General features: G+C 27.3%; 16 protein-coding genes and 2 pseudogenes. 9 read left to right on the forward strand and 9 right to left on the reverse strand.

Annotation, left to right across the window (positions count from 1 at the left end; all coding sequences use genetic code 11):
* Nucleotides 1-11 precede the first annotated feature (11 nt).
* Complete coding sequence (locus tag BFL38_RS12365) at nucleotides 12-1,181, forward strand: CapA family protein (protein ID WP_069727317.1); 1,170 nt, start codon at nucleotides 12-14, stop codon at nucleotides 1,179-1,181.
* A 48-nt stretch (nucleotides 1,182-1,229) separates the two neighbouring features.
* Nucleotides 1,230-2,036 carry a riboflavin biosynthesis intermediates N-glycosidase gene (gene ybiA, locus BFL38_RS12370; protein WP_069727318.1) on the forward strand — a complete coding sequence of 269 codons (807 nt, stop codon included), beginning with the start codon at nucleotides 1,230-1,232 and terminating at the stop codon, nucleotides 2,034-2,036.
* A gap of 11 nt (nucleotides 2,037-2,047) precedes the next feature.
* On the opposite strand, the gene BFL38_RS12375 is transcribed toward ybiA, so the two are convergent.
* The 6 genes and pseudogenes from BFL38_RS12375 to BFL38_RS12400 all read right to left on the reverse strand — a co-directional run bounded on the left by BFL38_RS12375 (nucleotide 2,048) and on the right by BFL38_RS12400 (nucleotide 6,788).
* On the reverse strand, nucleotides 2,048-2,944 hold the full coding sequence (locus tag BFL38_RS12375) for an Rpn family recombination-promoting nuclease/putative transposase (protein WP_176720579.1): 897 nt from the start codon (nucleotides 2,942-2,944) through the stop codon (nucleotides 2,048-2,050).
* 41 nt (nucleotides 2,945-2,985) lie between these two features.
* Nucleotides 2,986-4,080 carry an ankyrin repeat domain-containing protein gene (locus tag BFL38_RS12380; RefSeq protein ID WP_069727320.1) on the reverse strand — a complete coding sequence of 365 codons (1,095 nt, stop codon included), beginning with the start codon at nucleotides 4,078-4,080 and terminating at the stop codon, nucleotides 2,986-2,988.
* Nucleotides 4,081-4,356: 276 nt separating this feature from the next.
* Nucleotides 4,357-4,784 (reverse strand): annotated as a pseudogene (locus tag BFL38_RS12385) (nuclease/transposase family protein); the annotation flags it as partial.
* A gap of 310 nt (nucleotides 4,785-5,094) precedes the next feature.
* Nucleotides 5,095-5,814 (reverse strand): hypothetical protein, encoded by a 720-nt coding sequence (locus BFL38_RS12390; protein WP_176720580.1) that lies wholly within the window; start codon nucleotides 5,812-5,814, stop codon nucleotides 5,095-5,097.
* Nucleotides 5,795-6,097 (reverse strand): annotated as a pseudogene (locus BFL38_RS12395) (hypothetical protein); the annotation flags it as partial. The gene BFL38_RS12390 and the pseudogene BFL38_RS12395, both read right to left, overlap by 20 nt.
* A gap of 196 nt (nucleotides 6,098-6,293) precedes the next feature.
* A complete protein-coding gene (locus tag BFL38_RS12400; protein WP_069727322.1) occupies nucleotides 6,294-6,788 on the reverse strand; it encodes a hypothetical protein in 495 nt (164 codons plus the stop codon).
* A gap of 163 nt (nucleotides 6,789-6,951) precedes the next feature.
* Here BFL38_RS12400 and BFL38_RS12405 point away from each other — a divergent pair, with 163 nt between their 5' ends.
* From BFL38_RS12405 to BFL38_RS12425, 5 genes are all read left to right on the forward strand, one after another.
* Nucleotides 6,952-8,427, forward strand: a complete 1,476-nt coding sequence (locus BFL38_RS12405; protein WP_069727323.1) for a leucyl aminopeptidase family protein — start codon at nucleotides 6,952-6,954, stop codon at nucleotides 8,425-8,427.
* A 385-nt stretch (nucleotides 8,428-8,812) separates the two neighbouring features.
* Nucleotides 8,813-9,082 (forward strand): NAD(P)H-dependent oxidoreductase subunit E, encoded by a 270-nt coding sequence (locus BFL38_RS12410; RefSeq protein ID WP_069727324.1) that lies wholly within the window; start codon nucleotides 8,813-8,815, stop codon nucleotides 9,080-9,082.
* A complete protein-coding gene (locus BFL38_RS12415; protein WP_069727325.1) occupies nucleotides 9,079-10,242 on the forward strand; it encodes an NADH-ubiquinone oxidoreductase-F iron-sulfur binding region domain-containing protein in 1,164 nt (387 codons plus the stop codon). Before BFL38_RS12410 ends, BFL38_RS12415 begins: the two co-directional genes overlap by 4 nt.
* A gap of 36 nt (nucleotides 10,243-10,278) precedes the next feature.
* Complete coding sequence (locus tag BFL38_RS12420) at nucleotides 10,279-11,685, forward strand: 2Fe-2S iron-sulfur cluster-binding protein (protein WP_069727326.1); 1,407 nt, start codon at nucleotides 10,279-10,281, stop codon at nucleotides 11,683-11,685.
* A gap of 105 nt (nucleotides 11,686-11,790) precedes the next feature.
* The gene (locus tag BFL38_RS12425) at nucleotides 11,791-13,344 is read left to right on the forward strand and encodes an FAD-dependent oxidoreductase (protein ID WP_069727327.1); all 1,554 of its coding nucleotides are present in this window, start codon (nucleotides 11,791-11,793) and stop codon (nucleotides 13,342-13,344) included.
* Between the two features lies 1 nt (nucleotide 13,345).
* Here the strand turns inward: BFL38_RS12425 and hisH are convergent, their stop codons facing one another.
* The gene (gene hisH / locus BFL38_RS12430; RefSeq protein ID WP_069727328.1) at nucleotides 13,346-13,975 is read right to left on the reverse strand and encodes an imidazole glycerol phosphate synthase subunit HisH; all 630 of its coding nucleotides are present in this window, start codon (nucleotides 13,973-13,975) and stop codon (nucleotides 13,346-13,348) included.
* 140 nt (nucleotides 13,976-14,115) lie between these two features.
* Nucleotides 14,116-14,718, reverse strand: a complete 603-nt coding sequence (gene hisB / locus BFL38_RS12435) for an imidazoleglycerol-phosphate dehydratase HisB (protein WP_069727329.1) — start codon at nucleotides 14,716-14,718, stop codon at nucleotides 14,116-14,118.
* A gap of 108 nt (nucleotides 14,719-14,826) precedes the next feature.
* Between hisB and BFL38_RS12440 the strand changes: the two genes are divergently transcribed.
* A complete protein-coding gene (locus tag BFL38_RS12440) occupies nucleotides 14,827-15,279 on the forward strand; it encodes a hypothetical protein (protein WP_176720581.1) in 453 nt (150 codons plus the stop codon).
* Nucleotides 15,280-15,302: 23 nt separating this feature from the next.
* Here BFL38_RS12440 and BFL38_RS12445 read toward each other — a convergent pair whose 3' ends face one another.
* Nucleotides 15,303-16,433, reverse strand: coding sequence for a glycerate kinase family protein (locus tag BFL38_RS12445; protein ID WP_069727479.1), 1,131 nt, complete (start codon nucleotides 16,431-16,433; stop codon nucleotides 15,303-15,305).
* Nucleotides 16,434-16,613: 180 nt separating this feature from the next.
* Between BFL38_RS12445 and BFL38_RS12450 the strand changes: the two genes are divergently transcribed.
* A complete protein-coding gene (locus tag BFL38_RS12450) occupies nucleotides 16,614-17,981 on the forward strand; it encodes a GntP family permease (RefSeq protein ID WP_069727330.1) in 1,368 nt (455 codons plus the stop codon).
* Nucleotides 17,982-18,014: the final 33 nt, after the last annotated feature.

Consider the following 18,014-nt stretch of genomic DNA (forward strand, 5'->3'; position numbering starts at 1 on the left):
GGAAAATAATTATGATAAAAAAAATAATAGTTGCTTTATCTTTAATATTACTATCTTCATGTGCTGATAATAAAGAGGAAAAAGAAAAAAAGCCGGAACCTCCTAGAAGTATTAAATTAGTATTTACAGGGGATATAATGACACACCCTACTATTGTAAATGCTTTTGAGAGTAATGATGTATTAATAGATTTGAAAGATTATTTTAAAGGGGACATTGTATTTGCTAATTTAGAATTTGTTGTAAATACAAATAAACCTCCTATGCCTTATCCTGAATTTAATGGCTCACTAGATTATTTAAAATATTTCTTTAATTATTTTAATACTTTTTCAATAGCAAATAATCATGCTTATGATCAAGGTGCACAGGCAGAAGCTGAAACTGTAGCAGAACTTCACAGAAATAATAAATTAACTTTAGGAGGCTCTACCAATTCTCCTAGTATAAGCCCTATTATAACAAATATTAATAATATACCTTTATTCATATCGGCATATACTATGCTTGATAATGGAATAAGTCATAAAACAAATAAAAACGGACATTTCTATTTTATGAATTTTTTTCCAAAACAGGAAGATTTGGTAGAAAAAGTAAAATCTGATTTAGCACTTGCTACAAACAATGAAATAAAAATAATATCTCTTCATTTCGGATTAGAATATACAACATATCCTGAAGAAAAAACAATTGAAACTGCCAGATCTTTAATAGAAAATGGAGTTGACATAATAGTAGGTCATCATCCTCATGTACCAAGACCTGTAGAAATTTATGAAGGAACTAATCATAGCGGAATAATAATATATTCATTGGGTAATTTCATTGCAAATCATAAGGGAAGATATCCGCATCTTGACATAGGTACAGTTGTATCATTAGAAATCAATGAAAATAAAGAAATTAATTTTTCTTATGTACCAACTTACTATGCTTTTTTCAAGCAAAACGGATTTGAAGTAATAATGAAGCCTATAAAAGAAGACCCTAATATTAATATGCCTGCTTTGGCAAGCAATTATGTGTACAGCACTTATGATACTAATGCTATAAAAAAAGGTTATGAGCTTATACATAATTTTTACTCTCCTCTTACAAATGATAAAGTAAAAACTATGTTTACTGACAATATAACTAACATAAGTATTATATCCAACAATAGTTTAGCACATAATTAATATTTATAAATATTTTGTTTATTTCTTATAAACTTGTAAGGATTTTTTATGCAAAATATAATGCCTCCAATATGGTTTGTCAATAGAAGTTCTTATAATAAAGTGTTCAGCAATTATTTTAATAAACTTTCAAATGATGATAAAGAAGAATATAAAAAACTTTTTGAAGAGCCTGTATTATTTAAAGGCTTTTATGACAGCAATCTAATTAATGATTATAAAACACTATATTATAATAATATAGAACTAAATCAAAAATATTCTTTGTTAAAACTTCAAAGAGATTTTAATTCTGGTAATAAGATTGACTTTCTATTCTTTTACGGACATACTAATGATAAAAAAGAAATTAATAAATCATCATTAAGTCAGTGGTATATTAAAGATTTTATAGAGAATGATTTGACATTTAACTGCATGGAAAAATATATGATGTACAATAAGGCATTATTATTTGATGACAAAAATATAGCCGATGAAATTTTGAATAATAATCAGCCTAAAGCTATAAAAGAACTTGGAAGAAAAGTTAAAAATTTCAATGATGAAGTGTGGGATAAAATGAAATACAAAATAGTATTTACAGGCAATTATTATAAGTTCTCACAAAATACTGATTTAAGAAATTTTTTATTAAGCACAAAAAACAAAGTATTAGTAGAAGCAAGTCCTTATGACAAAGTATGGGGAATAAAGATGAAATACGATGATGAAAATATAGAAAATCCGTTTTTTTGGAAAGGAGAAAATTTATTAGGCTTTGCTTTAATGCAAGTGAGAGATGAAATAAAAAGAGTATATCAAAATTATGATTTGATAGATTGTAGTAAATTAATAAATTATAAAGACATATAACTTCTATTAAATTATAATTTTTCTACTTCTTCTATACTCAAGCCCGTTAATTCGCTAATAAGATTAATATCCATATTTTTATTTTTCATATTTTTAGCTGTTAATATTTGATTTTCTCTTATACCTTTCTCTATACCTTTCTCTATACCTTTTTCCATACCTTCTTTTATACCTTCTTCTCTTTCTCTTTTAAGCATTAAAGTCTGCCCATATAAAAAAGCATCTCTGGCATTATAAACTTCCATTTCTTCTTTACTTGATATAAATCTTTCATATTTATCTATTACTTTAGGCATAATACTATTAACCTCCTTTAATTTATCTTTTACTTCTTCTAAATCTTTTACAGTAAAAAACTCTATCCAAGATAATATTTTATTTTTCTTAATATCATCTGTATTTGAATTATATAATATTTTTATAAATCTTGGTATTTCTATAATATGCATTTGAATAATATCCAATGACACATTATGATTTTGAGTATCTATGAGCTTAAAACATCTATGAGCTTTACCTTCATCATAAAAATCCATATTAAAATTCACAAAATTAATACTTATAACCTGACTAATAATATCATAAGATTCATTTTCATTAACTTCACTTACTATATTTTTTGATATGTAATAGTATATTCTCTTTACAAAATCAATATTTCCAGAAAGCTGTATCTCTATAATAATTTTTTTATTGTCTTTAGTAATTGCTTTAACATCTAAAACAGACTCTTTAAGATTAATATTTTCAGGCAGATTGTGCGGATTTATTATTTCTAAATTATAAACTTCTTCAAACCCTGAATCTCTAAGTACACAATTAACTATATTCTCAAGTATGTCCTCATTACCTACAGAGCCTAAAAGATAACGCATAAAGTAGTCATTCATTCTATTTATATTTCTCATAGGCAGATTATAACAAAAAATAAAACAAAAGTAAATATTTTTTATTTTGTAAGGAGTTTTATTACCTCTTCATTCTTTCCATATTCTCTTGCATAATACAATGCATCATAATTCCCGTCTTTTATATTTTTATCAGCACCAGCCTCTAAAAGCATTTTTGTCATTTCTAAATTTCCGCTGCGACAAGCCCACATTAATGCAGTCTTGCCATTATTTTGAACATTAACATCGGCATTATTTTTAAGAAGCACTTTTACAGCATTAATATTATTATATTCAGCGGCTTCTATCAATACAGTTTTGAAATCATAAGTTTTATAATTTACATCTGCACAGTTATCAATTATCTTCTGTAAAAAAACTTCATTGGTAGAATACACTGCGGCATTTCTCAATGGAACATTACCGCTAAGTAAAGTTGATTGATTAAGACGGCAAACTTTCAAACTTTTATCCAAAGAATCAGAACCGTTTTGAAGTAAAATATCTGCTATATCCTCATGTCCATACATATAAGCATAAATCAAAGCATTGGCATTATTGCTATTTCTTTTATTTATATCAGCTTTATTTGCAATCAAAATTTTTACAGTTTCTTTATAGCCTTTCATAGCAGCATACATTAAAGGTGTTTCTTCGTTTTCATTATCTCCGTCATAAGCTATATTAACATCAGCTTTATTTTTTATTAATAGTTTTACCATTTCAATATTTTCTTTTCTATTATACTCTAAAGCACAAAATAATGCAGTTCTTCCTCTAAAACCCTGATAATCAATATCAGCACCATAACTTAAAAGTAGTCTAACCATTTCCATATTATTATTATCAGCTGCAAGTATCAATGCAGTATCGCCATCATTTACTACAGTATTAACATCTGCTTTATATTTCAAAAGAAGTTCAGTCATTTCTATATTATTATCCATAACTGCATGTGATAATAATGTAAAATCTTCATAATCAAGATTATTAATATTTACATTATATTTCTTAAGAATATTCTCAGCTTCTTTAACATTACCTTCATTTACATAATTTATTAATTTTTCAGAAACTTTACTTTTATTATTATCATCATTTTGACTGTATAAGGTAAATAAAAACATACCAAATAATATAATAATCTTTTTCATATAGTCCCCATATGTATTGTGATTTTGTATAATAAATTAAAATGACTAAAATTGCAATATATTAATAAAAAAGTGCATACAAATGCATACATTTTTCATTATAACTTTTATATATTATAGATTTTCTATTTATTTATATTTATAAAAAATTACTCGTTTTTGAGTATTTTATAACTTTGGCAACCTTAAAATATTGATCATAATTTTTCTATTTCTTCCATATTTTATAAAAAAATTGTTCACTAACAATATCTATCAAGTGAACTTGATAGATGTTCACAAGTTTTTTATTTCTTCTATACTTAATCCTGTTAATTCGCTTATGAGATTAATATCCATATTTTTATTTTTCATGTTTTTAGCAGTTAATATTTGATTCTCTTTAATGCCTTTCTCTATACCTTGTTCTATACCTTGTTCTTTAGCCTTCTTTATATCTAATTCTATGCTCTTGTTAAAAAAATATGTGTCTACTTCTCGTTTTTTATATTTATCCATTACTGGACTATCATTAACAAATGTACGGCATTTTTTTCTACTTCTTCAAATATAGTATTTTCTTTCATCAAGACAGACATATCTTCCCCCTTAAAAAATTTTATCCAAGAAATGAATTCTCTATGTATATTATCTAAACTTTCTATTGCAGAAATATTTTTTAAATTGAATTTGGGAAACTCTAGGAAATGTAATTGACAACTCTCGTAATACTATATCCGTCTTCAAAATAAACAATAACATTTTGAGATTCTGCTAGTTTTTTGAACTTACTTTTAGTTTCAAGAGATTTACCTGTAGAGTCATCAAACTTTATAAAAGAAAAAGATTTAGTTTCTGTAGTTTCAACATCATAATATATTATGCCGTTTACTTCTGAAGGGGCTGTAATCTTATTACCTCATGAAGAAATAAATATAAAAATAATCAATAAAAATATGTAATTTATTTTCATACTAAATCCTTTATTTATAATAATTTTATTTTGTTTAAAAATACTATTTTATTATATAATCTTTAAAAAACTTTATCCATAAAATGATAGCCTTCAAGTGAGTCTAAATCAATTGATTTATATTTCATTGAAGAGTTAAGCCCATTTACCTGAGGCAAATTAATATCTACAATATCTGCTTCATCAACATACCCCACCTTTTTATTTTCAGAAGTATTTACTACAGCAGAAAAACCATTCCAACCCTGTCCGCTTAACTGCCTTGTCTTAATTTTGGCATCAGGAGGAATAGAATATGTATTATTATAAACTATCACTGATCTAGGCAATAATGGTATGCTTCCATTTTGACTTATAGCAGAAATACTTACTCCGGGAAGATCCCCTTTACTTAATCCGTCTATCCAATTAAGCATTACATCATCCATATTGTTTCCAAGACCATATTTAGATGTAATACCTGTAAGTCTTTCTTCGCTTGTTAATGAAGGACTAGAATGTGCTATTTCTTTGTAAATATTATAATTTCCGCCTGTTTTAGTATTTAGCCAGTTCATAAATATAGATGCAGAAGAATAACTTATAAAAATACCGCTTGATCCAAAGATATCATTTCCATTATTTAATTGCATATTCCAAGAATAAAAAGAATAATAAGGGGTTTCTACAAAATCCTTTTCTCTTGATTTTGTAATATACTCTGAAAATAAATAAGATGTTGATTCTGAAAGTGCTTCATCAAGCCAAACATCCATTTCTCTATTTCTGTATAACATACTCATCTATCATACCTTTTTCAGTAGAGCTTAAAGATTCTATATAAGAACCAACAATTCTTGCTACAATTTTATTTTTAGCATCCAATTCAGCTGCTTGTTTAGAAGTAAGTTCTCTCCTGAATTTATCATCTGAATCTATATCTTCTGCCGGAGAACCCATCCCCATTACTCTGAATGTATCGTCATTAATCCAACCCTCTGGTCTATTCCTGCTTACCCCGCTTCCGCATGAAATAACTAGCAGTGAAAACATTAATAGAATAATAAATAATTTTATAAATTTCATATTTAATCCTCCATAATTTTATTTTAGTATTATATATTTTGAATACTATATTGCAATAGCATAAAAAATAATTTTTATTACCATACAATATAAATATAATAAAAATAGCTGTTTTAATAATTATCTATCACAATTTTTAACTAAAAAATAATAAAGGCTCCCATTAAGGAGCCTTTATTTTATATTATTTTTATGATTATTGATAAGTTCTTACCATTCCTGCAACATCTTGAGCTGTATATTGCATTCCTACTTCATTAAGGTACTGAGTTACTAAATTATCCATTTGTTTTTTTAGATTTTTTGAATATAATTCCATGACAACAGTACAATTTTGTTTAGAATCCCATTGAGTTTCTATAACAGAAGTACCTCTTATTCTTCCGGCAACTCTTTCCTGTATAACATATTCATCTATCATACCTTTTTCAGTAGAGCTTAAAGATTCTATATAAGAACCTACAATTTTAGCGGCAATTTTATTTTTAGCATCCAATTCAGCTGCTTGTTTTGATACCACTTCTCTTCTGAATTTATCATCTATATCATCTGATGGAGATCCCATACCCATTACTCTGAATGTGTCATCGTTAATCCAGCCTTCTGGGTGGCTTCTGCTTACACCGCTTCCGCATGATATTATAAATAATACTAGAGAAATAGAAATGATAAAGCTAAATATTTTTTTCATATATTGTAAACCTCCTAAAGTAATAATATTTAAGTTTATATGTGATTATATACCTTTAGAAGTATATTGCAATATCTTTTATAATATTTTTTAATTGACATAAAATAAACATTATATATAATTATTAATCGAAAGTTATTTTAAAATCATAGAGGAACAAAAAATGAAATTAAAACATACAATCAATTTCATTAAAAAACATACTGTAGCTGTATTTGTCAAAGTTGAAAAAGAGCAGCTTAAAGTATGTTCATTTAATGAAGAGTATATAAAGTTATTTAATGATTTGGTAAAAGATAAATATTATAATACTTCTACTCCTTTTGCTTTTGCTTTTGCTAGTAATACTAGGGTAATTTATATTACATATAAAGAAGTAAAAAATTATATGTATGAAACTTGGAAGAATGCCGGTTCTTCATTAATTAAGATAATGAAAGATTTGCATATAGATGATATAGAAGTGGATATGGCTGAATTATTTGCTGAAATAGCTTCTGAAGAATCATATATTCAGTTTTGTTTGGGTATACTTCTTTCCTCTTATAGTTTTGATAATTATTTAGGTGATAAAAGATTAAAAGAACGATCCAATATTAAAAATATACTTTTAGTTTCTGAGCATAAAAAAGATACTGAAAATGCTATATCTAAAGCTACTCAGATAGCAAATAGTATATTTTGGGCAAGAGATATGGTTAATGAGCCTAGCAATGTTATAAACTCTTTGACATTCGTTGATAGAGCTAAAAAACAGGCTGAAAGCAGAAAAATAAGCACTTCAGTTCTTACTGAAAAAGAATTGAAAAATCTTGGTATGAATGGAATATTAGGGGTTAATGCTGGAAGTAAAAATCCTCCTAGAGTATTTGTTGCTCAGTACAAAAAAGCAAAAGCCAAAAAACATATATTATTGGTAGGAAAAGGTATTACTTTTGATACAGGCGGAATGATTTTAAAACCTAGCACTAGTATGCTTGGCATGAAAGATGATATGGCAGGTGCTGCTGCTGTTTGCGGGGCTTTATTTTTAATATCTGATATGAATTTAGAAGCAAATGTTACAGTAATATGTCCTTTAACAGATAATAAAACAGGAAGTGCTGCTATAAACCCAGGTGATATATTAAAAATGTATAATGGTGTTACTGTAGAGGTGGTTAATACAGATGCTGAAGGAAGGCTTATACTTGCCGATGCTTTGGCTTATGGAATAAAAAAATATAATCCAGATTTTGTTATAGATATTGCTACTTTAACAGGAGCCTGCTCAATAGCTTTAGGAAAGCATGCTTCAGGACTTATGTCTAATGACACAGCTTTATCAAGTGCTTTAAAAGATGCTGGGGACGATACTTATGAGAGGGTATGGGAGTTTCCTATGTTTGATGAATATAAAGAAGATATAAAATCTGATGTTGCTGATATAAAAAATTCAGGCGGAAGATATGCCGGAGTTATAACAGCAGGACAGTTTTTATCCTATTTTACAGAAGGAGCAAGATGGGCTCATTTAGATATAGCAGGTACTGATATGAGTGATGTAAATGTAAAATATATATCTAAAGGTGCTACAGGAGTAGGTGTATATCTTCTAGCTAAAACAGTAGAAAAACTTGTTGATGTAGATAAATTTTAATTATTAAATATTAATTTTTATTAGTTAGTTGTAAAATAATCATAGTGTTTTTATCAAATGCTATGATTATTTTTTTATTATATCGTTATTATGTTCAATGTATTATAATAATAATTAATTATAAAATAAATATAAAAAAATCAAATTAGTTTTTAGTTTTTACTTGAAATTATTTGTGTAAAATGTTATAATGAATATTCAAATTAGATAAAAATGGGAGTGTATATGCCTTCAGGAAGAAAAAGACTTCGTCAAAAGATGGCTACGCATAAACGCAAAAAACGTTTACGCAAAAATAGGCATAAGAAAAAATAATATAAAATAACATTATACATATTAATGTTTTTCATCTCTTAATATTTATGTTTTTAATTGGAATAATAGTATGGCAAGCAATGTTCAAACTGTCATAGAAGTATGCGTAGGACTTCATTGCTCTATGAAAGGTGCTTATGCCCTTTTAGAAGCTATTCGTTCTCATTATGATTTAAAAATAGGAGTGCCGTCTTCTGATGGTATGCTCCTTAAAGAGATGGAGTGTATGCATAATTGCCATAATGCCGTACCTGTCCTTATTAATGGTATGGAATGTACAAAATCGTCTTTTAAAAGTATTATTAAGTATATAGAAGCTATACATGTAAGAAAAAGATGAAAAAGTTTGTACTGCATAGTGAAAATAATATAACAGATATTCAGTCATATAAAGATAATTTCGGGGATTATTTAAATCTTCAAAGAATAGCTAATTCTTTTTTTGAAGATTTAAAAGAATATACAATCTTTAAAAGAGATATTACTCAAAGTTCTATATATCAATTATTAACCGACGGAAATATTAAAGAAGATTTTATACTAATAAATGCTGCTTCATTTGACTATTTGGTTTTTAAAGATAAATTTCTATTAAAAAATAATCCGCATCTCATATTAGATGCTTCTGTTTTTATAGCTAAGATTTTAAATATTAAAAGAATAGATATAATATTAAAAGATTATTATTTGGAAGAAAGAGATATTATATTAAAAGCTATAGTAGAGGCAGAGGATTCTAATTTTGTCAATGATATAGAAATAAATATATACGATGAATACGCTTATTATAATAAATATAATATCAGACTTACACCTTCTTTTTTAGAAAATAAAAAATACATATTTGATTTAGAAACTATATCTCAAATTGCATACTTGGCGTATATCGGAGGATTTACTTTTAAAAATTACGGAAACGGATATTATAAGGGCAGCTTTATACTTTCAGTTACAGGTGATATTATGAATCCGAATTTGTATGAATTTGAAATGAATACTCCGTTAAAAAATATTCTCAAAGCATCAGGCGGAACAGTTAAGGAGTATAGTATAAAATGTGTATTTACAAATGGTTTTTTGAATCCTCCTATAGATTTTGATACTTTTCAGAAAATGACTTTAGATTATGAATGTTTCGGAAGTTATAATATGAAAATTGGAAACGGCGGATTATGTTTTATACAAGAGGACAGATGTATGATAAGGGTTGCTGTAAAAATAATTCAGTTTGCTAAAAGTGTATCATGCGGAAAATGTTCTCCTTGTCATTACGGGTTTGATTTATGCGAATATTATATTAATAGAATGCTTTTGGGATATTCTAGTTTTGATGATTATTCCAATCTAAAATCGGCTGCTGAAATGATTAAAATAGGAGCTTCATGTTTATATATAAGAAGTATAGCTGACTGTATATTAGCTGTTATGGAAATGTTTAAAGATGAGTTTATTTATTTGATAGAAAATAAAATAACATTATATAGTTTTGTAAAAAGTTAAAAATCTTTTATAATTTTATATTAGAGGTTTTATTGAATGATAATAAAATTTAGTGTTGATGGAAAGACTGTATCATCTCAGAAAGGATATACCATACTTCAGGCACTGTCCTACATCAATGTAGATATACCTCATTTATGCTCATATAAAATAAATAGTACAAATACTTTTGAAAAGAAGAATAATATTCTAAGATGTAAATTATGCTTGGTTAAAGTAAAGAAAAAAAATGAAAATAGTTATTCTTATAGATATGCCTGCGATGAAATAGTAGAAAACGGAATGAGTGTTTTAAATGAAAAAGATGATGATATTATAAATTATAGAACCTCTTTATTAAAGGCTATACTTTATATGCATGAGCCTGTATGTGAAAGCTGTAAGGCTGATTATGTTTGCAATTTAAAAAAGTATTTAGATATTTACAATATTTCTATAGAGGCTTCTCCAAATGCTTTTAATAAAAATGATATTAATCTAATAGAATTAAAAAATATCGTAGAAAAAATGAATCTTCCAAACTTTATAAAAGCAAATTTTGAAAGATGTATTAACTGCGGTATATGCGAGGATTATAAAGTTATAGACGGATATAATTCTATGATAACAGATTTATGTCCTACTCATGTATTTGATGTTCAGAGGAATATAGATAATAAAATCAATGATGATATAAGTACAGTAAAAACTATAGAGAGTTTTTGTATAGGATGCAATTATCTATGCGATGCCAAGTACAGCTATATAAAACACAGCATAAAAGACATATCATCTCCTAAGGGTAAAAAATATGGGTTATGTGATTACGGCAGGAAATTGGATTATTATTCAAATAATACATTAGAAAAGCCTTTTTATAATGGAATGCAATGTGAATTCAATGAGGCTAAGGAACTTTATCATAAATTTATTAATGATATTGAAGCAGAATATGTATTGGCTGTAAATTCAAGTATGTATCCTATTGAAGAGATTAAGGCTTTTAATGAATTTATTGATTCTTTGGGAATACAAAATTTAGTATTTAAAAAGAATATAATGGCTACAAATTCAAAAAATATAAGGGATAATTATACAAATATTAATGATTTTTCCATAAAAGAGATTAGAGATTTAAATATGAATTTAAAGCATTCTATATTTGACGATAATATTATATATAATGGCAAATTTAAAAAATTTATTATAGTAGGCGATTCATTAGATGACAATGATAATATGATTGATTTTTCTAAGAAGAATAAGGGAAATTATATAGTATTCAGCCCGAATTTTTCTGTTTTGGCTTACAATGCTTATTTAAGTTTTCCTATATCCTATCTTGGAGAGTTTGAAGGGCATTATATAGATAATCATGGTAAGGTTAAAGAGATGAATTCATTTTTAGAAAAGAATAAAAATCGTATGAGTTTAAGAGATTTGTTAAAATATTTGTATTTATAATGATTTTGTATATACTAAAATATATAGAGTTTATATATTAATTATTATTTTTTATTATTGCTAATAAAAGTTATTATTTCCTATTATAAAAAAGGAGAGGTATTTATGGCAAAAACAAGAGATGAGATACTCCAGAATAGTAATAAAAAATATGATATTATCATTATAGGCGGCGGAGTTATGGGAGCTACTATAGCATTAAAGGCTTCTAGGGTAGGGCTTGCCGTTCTATTGCTTGAAAAGCATGATTTTGCTTTTGGTTCTTCTTCCAGAACTTCTAAAATGCTTTCGGGCGGATATAATGATATGGGCAGTAAGAATTTGATGTATACAATTCATAGGGTAAGAGAAAGAAATAACCTTATGTATAAGGCTTCAGCTTCAAATTTTGGTATTATAAATCCTATATATGAACATAGCAGAACGGGGCTTTTTAGAGAAGAGATAAAGTCAATATTATATGATGCATTTTCTTTGTTTGGTAAAACTAAAAAGCATAAATCTCTTAGCAGAAATGAAACTTTGGAAGCCTTACCTGATTTAATAAATAATGATGTCATAGCATCTATAGAATATTATGAAGGTTCATTAGATGATTCAAGATATGTTATAGAGCTTCTTTTGAAGGCGGAAGAATTTGGTGCGGATATATTAAACTATGCTGAAGTTAAGGGGTTTGAATATAATCAGAAAGAAATAGAAAATGTAGCTTTTACCGATAGAGTGGCAGGAAGAGTTTATACGGCAAGTGCTAAAACTATATTAGTAGCTGCAGGGGCTTGGGGACATAGTATAAGTTCTATGCTTCCTAATGGAAATTTTGAAGATAAGCTGGTTTATGTTAAGGGAAGTCATTTAATTATAGACAATGATTTGATTCATATAAATAAATCGGTAATCCTTCCTAAAATAAAATCAAGACCTAATGTATTTTTAATGCGTTGGAAAAATAATACGATTATAGGACCTACAATCAAAAAAAATACTCATGATTTAGATTGTATATACACTACAAGCGATGAAGCTGAATATTTGCTTGATATATATAATACTTACTTCAGCTCTATTGTTAATAAAAACCACATAATAACTACGCAGTCCGGCATGATGCCTCTTAATTCTTCGCAGGTGAAAATACATGTTCATCCGCAGTATAGATTATTTTTAGTTGAAGGAGGAAATTTTACAACTTCTTCCTCTGTTTCTATGAAAGCATTAGTAAAAATGTATGGTAAGCCTTATAAATGGTTCAGCACTCAGAAGGTTATTAATAATAAATTTGAAAAAAATACTGAATTAGTTTTGAATGAAAATTTGCTTAAATTCCTTATAGATTATTTCGGATCTGTTAATCTGATTTTAAAATTAAATGAGCTTTGTAAAAATGATTCATCTCTTTTAGTAGAAGTGGGACTTGATTATAGAATTAATAGAGGACTTATAAAATATTTTATAGAGATTGAACATGCTATTCATTTAGATGACATTATGATGAGAAGACTCAGATTCATATTGACAGAAAATGACTGCGGCACTTTAATTTCTGAGCATATAGCCGAAGAAATGGCTAATATACTTAAATGGGATAAAAGCAGAACTGAATGGGAAATAAAAAGATACAGAACAGAGATTAAAAGAACTAGAGTAGGGCTATTTTAATTTAGCCTTTTATCAAATCTTTAAATCCTCTTAATATATTAAGACCTGTATTTCCGCTTTTTTCAGGGTGAAATTGTATTCCGTATACATTGTCATTTTTTACAATGGCAGGTATTTGTACATCATACTCACTATCAGCTATTATACTCTCATCGCAGTCTTTACCATAATATGAATGTACAAAATATACATATTCCATATTATTAATATATTTAAATATTTTATCATCTTTTTTTATATTAAGATTATTCCAGCCCATATGAGGCACTTTCAAATCTTTATTTTTTAAATCTTTTTCTATAGGGCATATATTTCCTTTTATGAGTCCTAATCCATTGTACTCCCCATATTCATAGCTCTTATCAAAAAGCATCTGCATACCTAAGCATATACCCAAAATTAATTTTCCTTTTTTAGCTTCTTCCATAATAGTATTTTTAAGTGTTCCTTCTTTTCTGCTTTCAAGTTTTGCCAAAGCATCTCTGAAAGCTCCTACTCCAGGAAGTATCAAAGAATCAGCTTCTTTTATAGTTTTTTCATCATCTGTAAGTTTGGCATCTATTCCTACATACTTTAATGATGACATAAGAGAGAATAAATTTCCAACTTCATAATCTATTATAGCTGTCATAAAAAAATCCTATTAATTTTATTGAATTATTATACTAAAATAAAACATAAAAGTCAAAGTATAGGGGCGGGTGGGCGGGCTGAATAAATTAAAAAAATTAAACAGATTCCTTTTTTATAAAAAACAAAAAATCAAATTTTTTAATTTTTATTATTTTCAAGCATTCCCTTTGTAGATAATACTTCATTTTTATATTTTTCATCTATTTCACAAGCCTGTGCTAAGGCTCTTGCCGTACCTTTAAAAATGGATTCTATTATATGATGAGTATTTTCTCCATATAAAGTATTTATATGTAAAGTAATATTCATAGAATTAGTAAATGCAGTAAAAAATTCTTTAACTAGTTCAGTATCGAAATCTCCTACTTTTTCATGTTTTAAATCACTATTAAAAATTAAATGGCTTCTTCCGCATATATCAACAGCAGTTAAAGTTAAAGCCTCGCACATAGGCATGCTGAAATTACCGTATCTTTTTATTCCTTTCATGTCTCCAAGAGCATTAGCAAAACATTTTCCCAAAACGATTCCAACATCTTCAACCGAATGATGATAATCAATATGAATGTCTCCATCGCATACTGTTTCTAAATCGAATCTTCCATGTCGTGCAAACAGATCAAGCATATGATCTAAGAATCCTACTTTTGTATTGTTTTTATATTTTCCTGTTCCGTCTATATTTAATTTAATTTTTATTTTTGTTTCATTGGTGTTTCTTTCTATTTCTGATGTTCTCATCTTATAATCTCCTAAAATAAAAATTTATTTTGATAATAATATAATTATACTTTCATTTTTTTGCAATATTTATATAATTTTATATAATTATTTTGGAGATATAATATAATGGGTACTTTGGAAAATTTTGATGTTAATAATTTAAATAATTATGGTTCAAAAATGAGTAAGGAGGAAGTAAGAGATAAGGTTTATAAAGATAAAAATATAGAATTAGCTATAAAAGAGGGAGTAGAAAATTATTTGGATTTTACAATTTTAAAAATGTATCCTAATAATGCTTCTTGTGATTATGAATATACAAATAATTATACTATTATAACTACAGAAATATTTAAAGAGGGATATGTTATTTCAGATATTCATATAGATGTTACTATGATAGTATATGATTATATGAATAGAGATGATAATAAAAAAGAGAGGTATATTGCTTTAAACAAAACATATCTTATGGGACTTAATCTTAAATTCTTCTTAAAAAGTATAGATGAAGATATAGAAGATATTGAAGTGAGATATTTTAATATTTACGGAGTTTCTGACAACTTACATCAGTAATTAAATTTAAAAACTTAATATCTTTATTTTAATTCTATATTAATAAATCTTAATGCCCTTTCAGCTGCATTTTCTACTAATACAGCAGTGTTGGAAATAGATTCCTCAAGAGTCATAGCTTTTGTACATAAAGGCATTATGGATTTAATACCTAAATCATATACTATATCAGCTCCCTCTCTTATTTCGCCTACTATTGCTATTACAGGTACATTGCCAGCTCTTTTTGCCACACCTACAGGAACTTTTCCTTCTTTAGTCTGTCCGTCTATAGCACCTTCTCCTGTTATGATAAGTGAAGCATCTTTTATTTTATTTTCAAAGTCTATTATATCAAGCACTGCATCTATACCGCTTTTTAATTGAGCATTGCAAAAGGCAATAAGCCCTCCTCCAAGTCCTCCAGCAGCTCCTGAGCCTTCTATATAGTCTATTTCTTTACCAAATTGTTCTTTTACAATTTTTGCTATATTTCTAAGACCATTATCGAGTATATCAAAACTTTCATTAGTAACCCCTTTTTGTTTTCCATATACTGCTGTAGCCCCATTTTCTCCATAAAGAGGATTTTTTACATCGCATGCCGCAGTTATTTTTATATCGAATATTCTCTTATCAACATTGCTGTTGTCTATATATGCAGTTTTTATCATATTTTCAGCTGCGGCTTCAAGCTCATTATTATTTTTATCAAAGAACCTATATCCCAAAGCATTAGCCATTCCAATTCCGCAGTCATTAGTGGCACTTCCGCCTATGCCTATTAGTATTTCTTTAATATTATTATTAAGAGCATCTTTAATAAGTTCGCCCGTACCATAAGTAGAATATTTTAAAGGCTCTCTTTTTTTATCATTTATTAAAGTAAGACCAGACGCTTCGGCCATTTCTATAACTGCTTTATCTTTATTTATTATTCCGTATTTAGCTTCTATAATTTCTCCTTTAGGATTTCTAACATTTATTTTTTTTGTATGTCCTCCTGCCGCATAGAGTATTGATTCTACTGTACCTTCTCCTCCGTCTGCAACAGGTATTTTCTTTATATTAGCATCTTTAATAACTTTTAATACTCCCTTTTCTATGTAATTGCAAACTTCTAAACTGCTTGCACTTCCTTTAAAAGAATCAGGTATTATTATTATTTTTTTCATATTCATAGACTTTTCCTTTAAATACAGAATGTTAACTATATATTTCAAATATAGTATATTAATTTTAATTTTCCTTTTCCTTGTTTATTATATACAATAAATATTAAAAAAATTGTATTTATAATACAATGTAAACAGATATTATTTTTATATACTTGATATATAAATAAAGGAGGCATTATGCAAGGCGGTTTACTAATAATATTTTTTATTGTATGTATAATTTTAATGATATTGGCAATATCAAAATTAAAAATACATCCATTTTTATCAATTATGGGTGTGTCTATTCTTTTTGCTTTTATTTCTGGAATATCATTAAAAGAAATACCTAGTATAATTGGAAGTGGTTTTAGCGGCACTTTTACTAGTATAGGTATAGTAATTATTTTGGGGGCTTTAATAGGAACTGTGCTTGAAAAAACAGGAGGAGCATTAAAACTTTCAGATATGGTAATCAAAATAGTTGGTAAAAAAAGACCTGAACTTGCAATGATTATTATGGGCTGGATAGTTTCGATACCTGTTTTTTGCGATTCTGGATTTGTTATTTTAAACCCAATAAAGAAAGCATTGGCTAAAAGAACAATGACATCTTCTGTTTCTATGAGTATAGCACTTTCAGCAGGTTTATATATTTCACATGTATTTATACCTCCTACTCCTGGACCTATAGCAGCAGCTAATTCTTTGGGTATAGGAAATCATTTGCTTATGGTTATAGGTATGGGTGTTATATGTTCTATATTACCTCTAATATCTGGATACTTCTTTTCTAAATATATAGGCAGGAAAGTAAAATCAACAGATGAAATATCAAATGATGAAAATATTAAAAGCTATGAGGAGCTTGTGGAAAGCTATGGTAAATTGCCGAATGGTTTTTTAGCTGTATCTCCTATTTTAATACCTATTATATTAATGGCTTTATCTTCAGTATTTACTATGGCAAAAATAGAAGGCAGTATTTCAATATTTATACAATTTTTAGGTACTCCTATAATAGCTTTGGCTGTGGGGCTTATATTTTCTATTATTACATATTTTTCTCAAAAGAAGAATATGAAAGATTTAGAAAGTTTTTATGATATTACAAATGATACTTTAAAAGTTGTAGGTCCTATACTTTTTGTAACAGCTGCAGGCGGTGTTTTGGGTAAAGTTATCTCTTCTTCTAGTTTAGTTAAGTTTATTACAGATAATGCAGCTTTATTTGAAAGTGTAGGTATTTTCTTTCCTTTTATATTATCTGCTATATTAAAAACAGCTCAAGGTTCTTCTACAGTTGCTTTAACTACTACAGCTGGAATATTAGCACCTTTAATGGGGGCATTGGGTTTAGATACTCCTATTTTATCAGCATTAACAGTTATGGCTATAGGTGCCGGAGCTATGACAGTTTCCCATGCTAATGATAGTTATTATTGGGTTGTTACTAATTTCAGTTCTATAAAAGCTCAGGACGGTTATAAAACTCAAACTTTAATGACTTTAGTAATAGGTATTGCTGGAATAATTAATGTGTTTATAGTTTCATTGTTTTTTTAATAAATTTATATTTTCTATACTTTACTTTTATAA

The sequence above is a fragment of the Brachyspira hampsonii genome, from assembly GCF_001746205.1.
GTDB classification, from domain to species: domain Bacteria; phylum Spirochaetota; class Brachyspiria; order Brachyspirales; family Brachyspiraceae; genus Brachyspira; species Brachyspira hampsonii_B.

Bases quoted from the DNA above. Each gene is read 5' to 3' on its own strand.
- BFL38_RS12425 (WP_069727327.1), top strand. From the start codon at position 11,791: ATGGCAAAAACAAGAGATGAGATACTCCAGAATAGTAATAAAAAATAT.
- hisB (WP_069727329.1), bottom strand. From the start codon at position 14,718: ATGAGAACATCAGAAATAGAAAGAAACACCAATGAAACAAAAATAAAA.
- ybiA (WP_069727318.1), top strand. From the start codon at position 1,230: ATGCAAAATATAATGCCTCCAATATGGTTTGTCAATAGAAGTTCTTAT.
- BFL38_RS12400 (WP_069727322.1), bottom strand. From the start codon at position 6,788: ATGAAAAAAATATTTAGCTTTATCATTTCTATTTCTCTAGTATTATTT.
- BFL38_RS12365 (WP_069727317.1), top strand. From the start codon at position 12: ATGATAAAAAAAATAATAGTTGCTTTATCTTTAATATTACTATCTTCA.
- BFL38_RS12375 (WP_176720579.1), bottom strand. From the start codon at position 2,944: ATGAGAAATATAAATAGAATGAATGACTACTTTATGCGTTATCTTTTA.
- BFL38_RS12390 (WP_176720580.1), bottom strand. From the start codon at position 5,814: ATGAGTATGTTATACAGAAATAGAGAAATGGATGTTTGGCTTGATGAA.
- BFL38_RS12450 (WP_069727330.1), top strand. From the start codon at position 16,614: ATGCAAGGCGGTTTACTAATAATATTTTTTATTGTATGTATAATTTTA.
- BFL38_RS12405 (WP_069727323.1), top strand. From the start codon at position 6,952: ATGAAATTAAAACATACAATCAATTTCATTAAAAAACATACTGTAGCT.
- BFL38_RS12440 (WP_176720581.1), top strand. From the start codon at position 14,827: ATGGGTACTTTGGAAAATTTTGATGTTAATAATTTAAATAATTATGGT.
- hisH (WP_069727328.1), bottom strand. From the start codon at position 13,975: ATGACAGCTATAATAGATTATGAAGTTGGAAATTTATTCTCTCTTATG.
- BFL38_RS12445 (WP_069727479.1), bottom strand. From the start codon at position 16,433: ATGAAAAAAATAATAATAATACCTGATTCTTTTAAAGGAAGTGCAAGC.
- BFL38_RS12415 (WP_069727325.1), top strand. From the start codon at position 9,079: ATGAAAAAGTTTGTACTGCATAGTGAAAATAATATAACAGATATTCAG.
- BFL38_RS12380 (WP_069727320.1), bottom strand. From the start codon at position 4,080: ATGAAAAAGATTATTATATTATTTGGTATGTTTTTATTTACCTTATAC.
- BFL38_RS12410 (WP_069727324.1), top strand. From the start codon at position 8,813: ATGGCAAGCAATGTTCAAACTGTCATAGAAGTATGCGTAGGACTTCAT.
- BFL38_RS12420 (WP_069727326.1), top strand. From the start codon at position 10,279: ATGATAATAAAATTTAGTGTTGATGGAAAGACTGTATCATCTCAGAAA.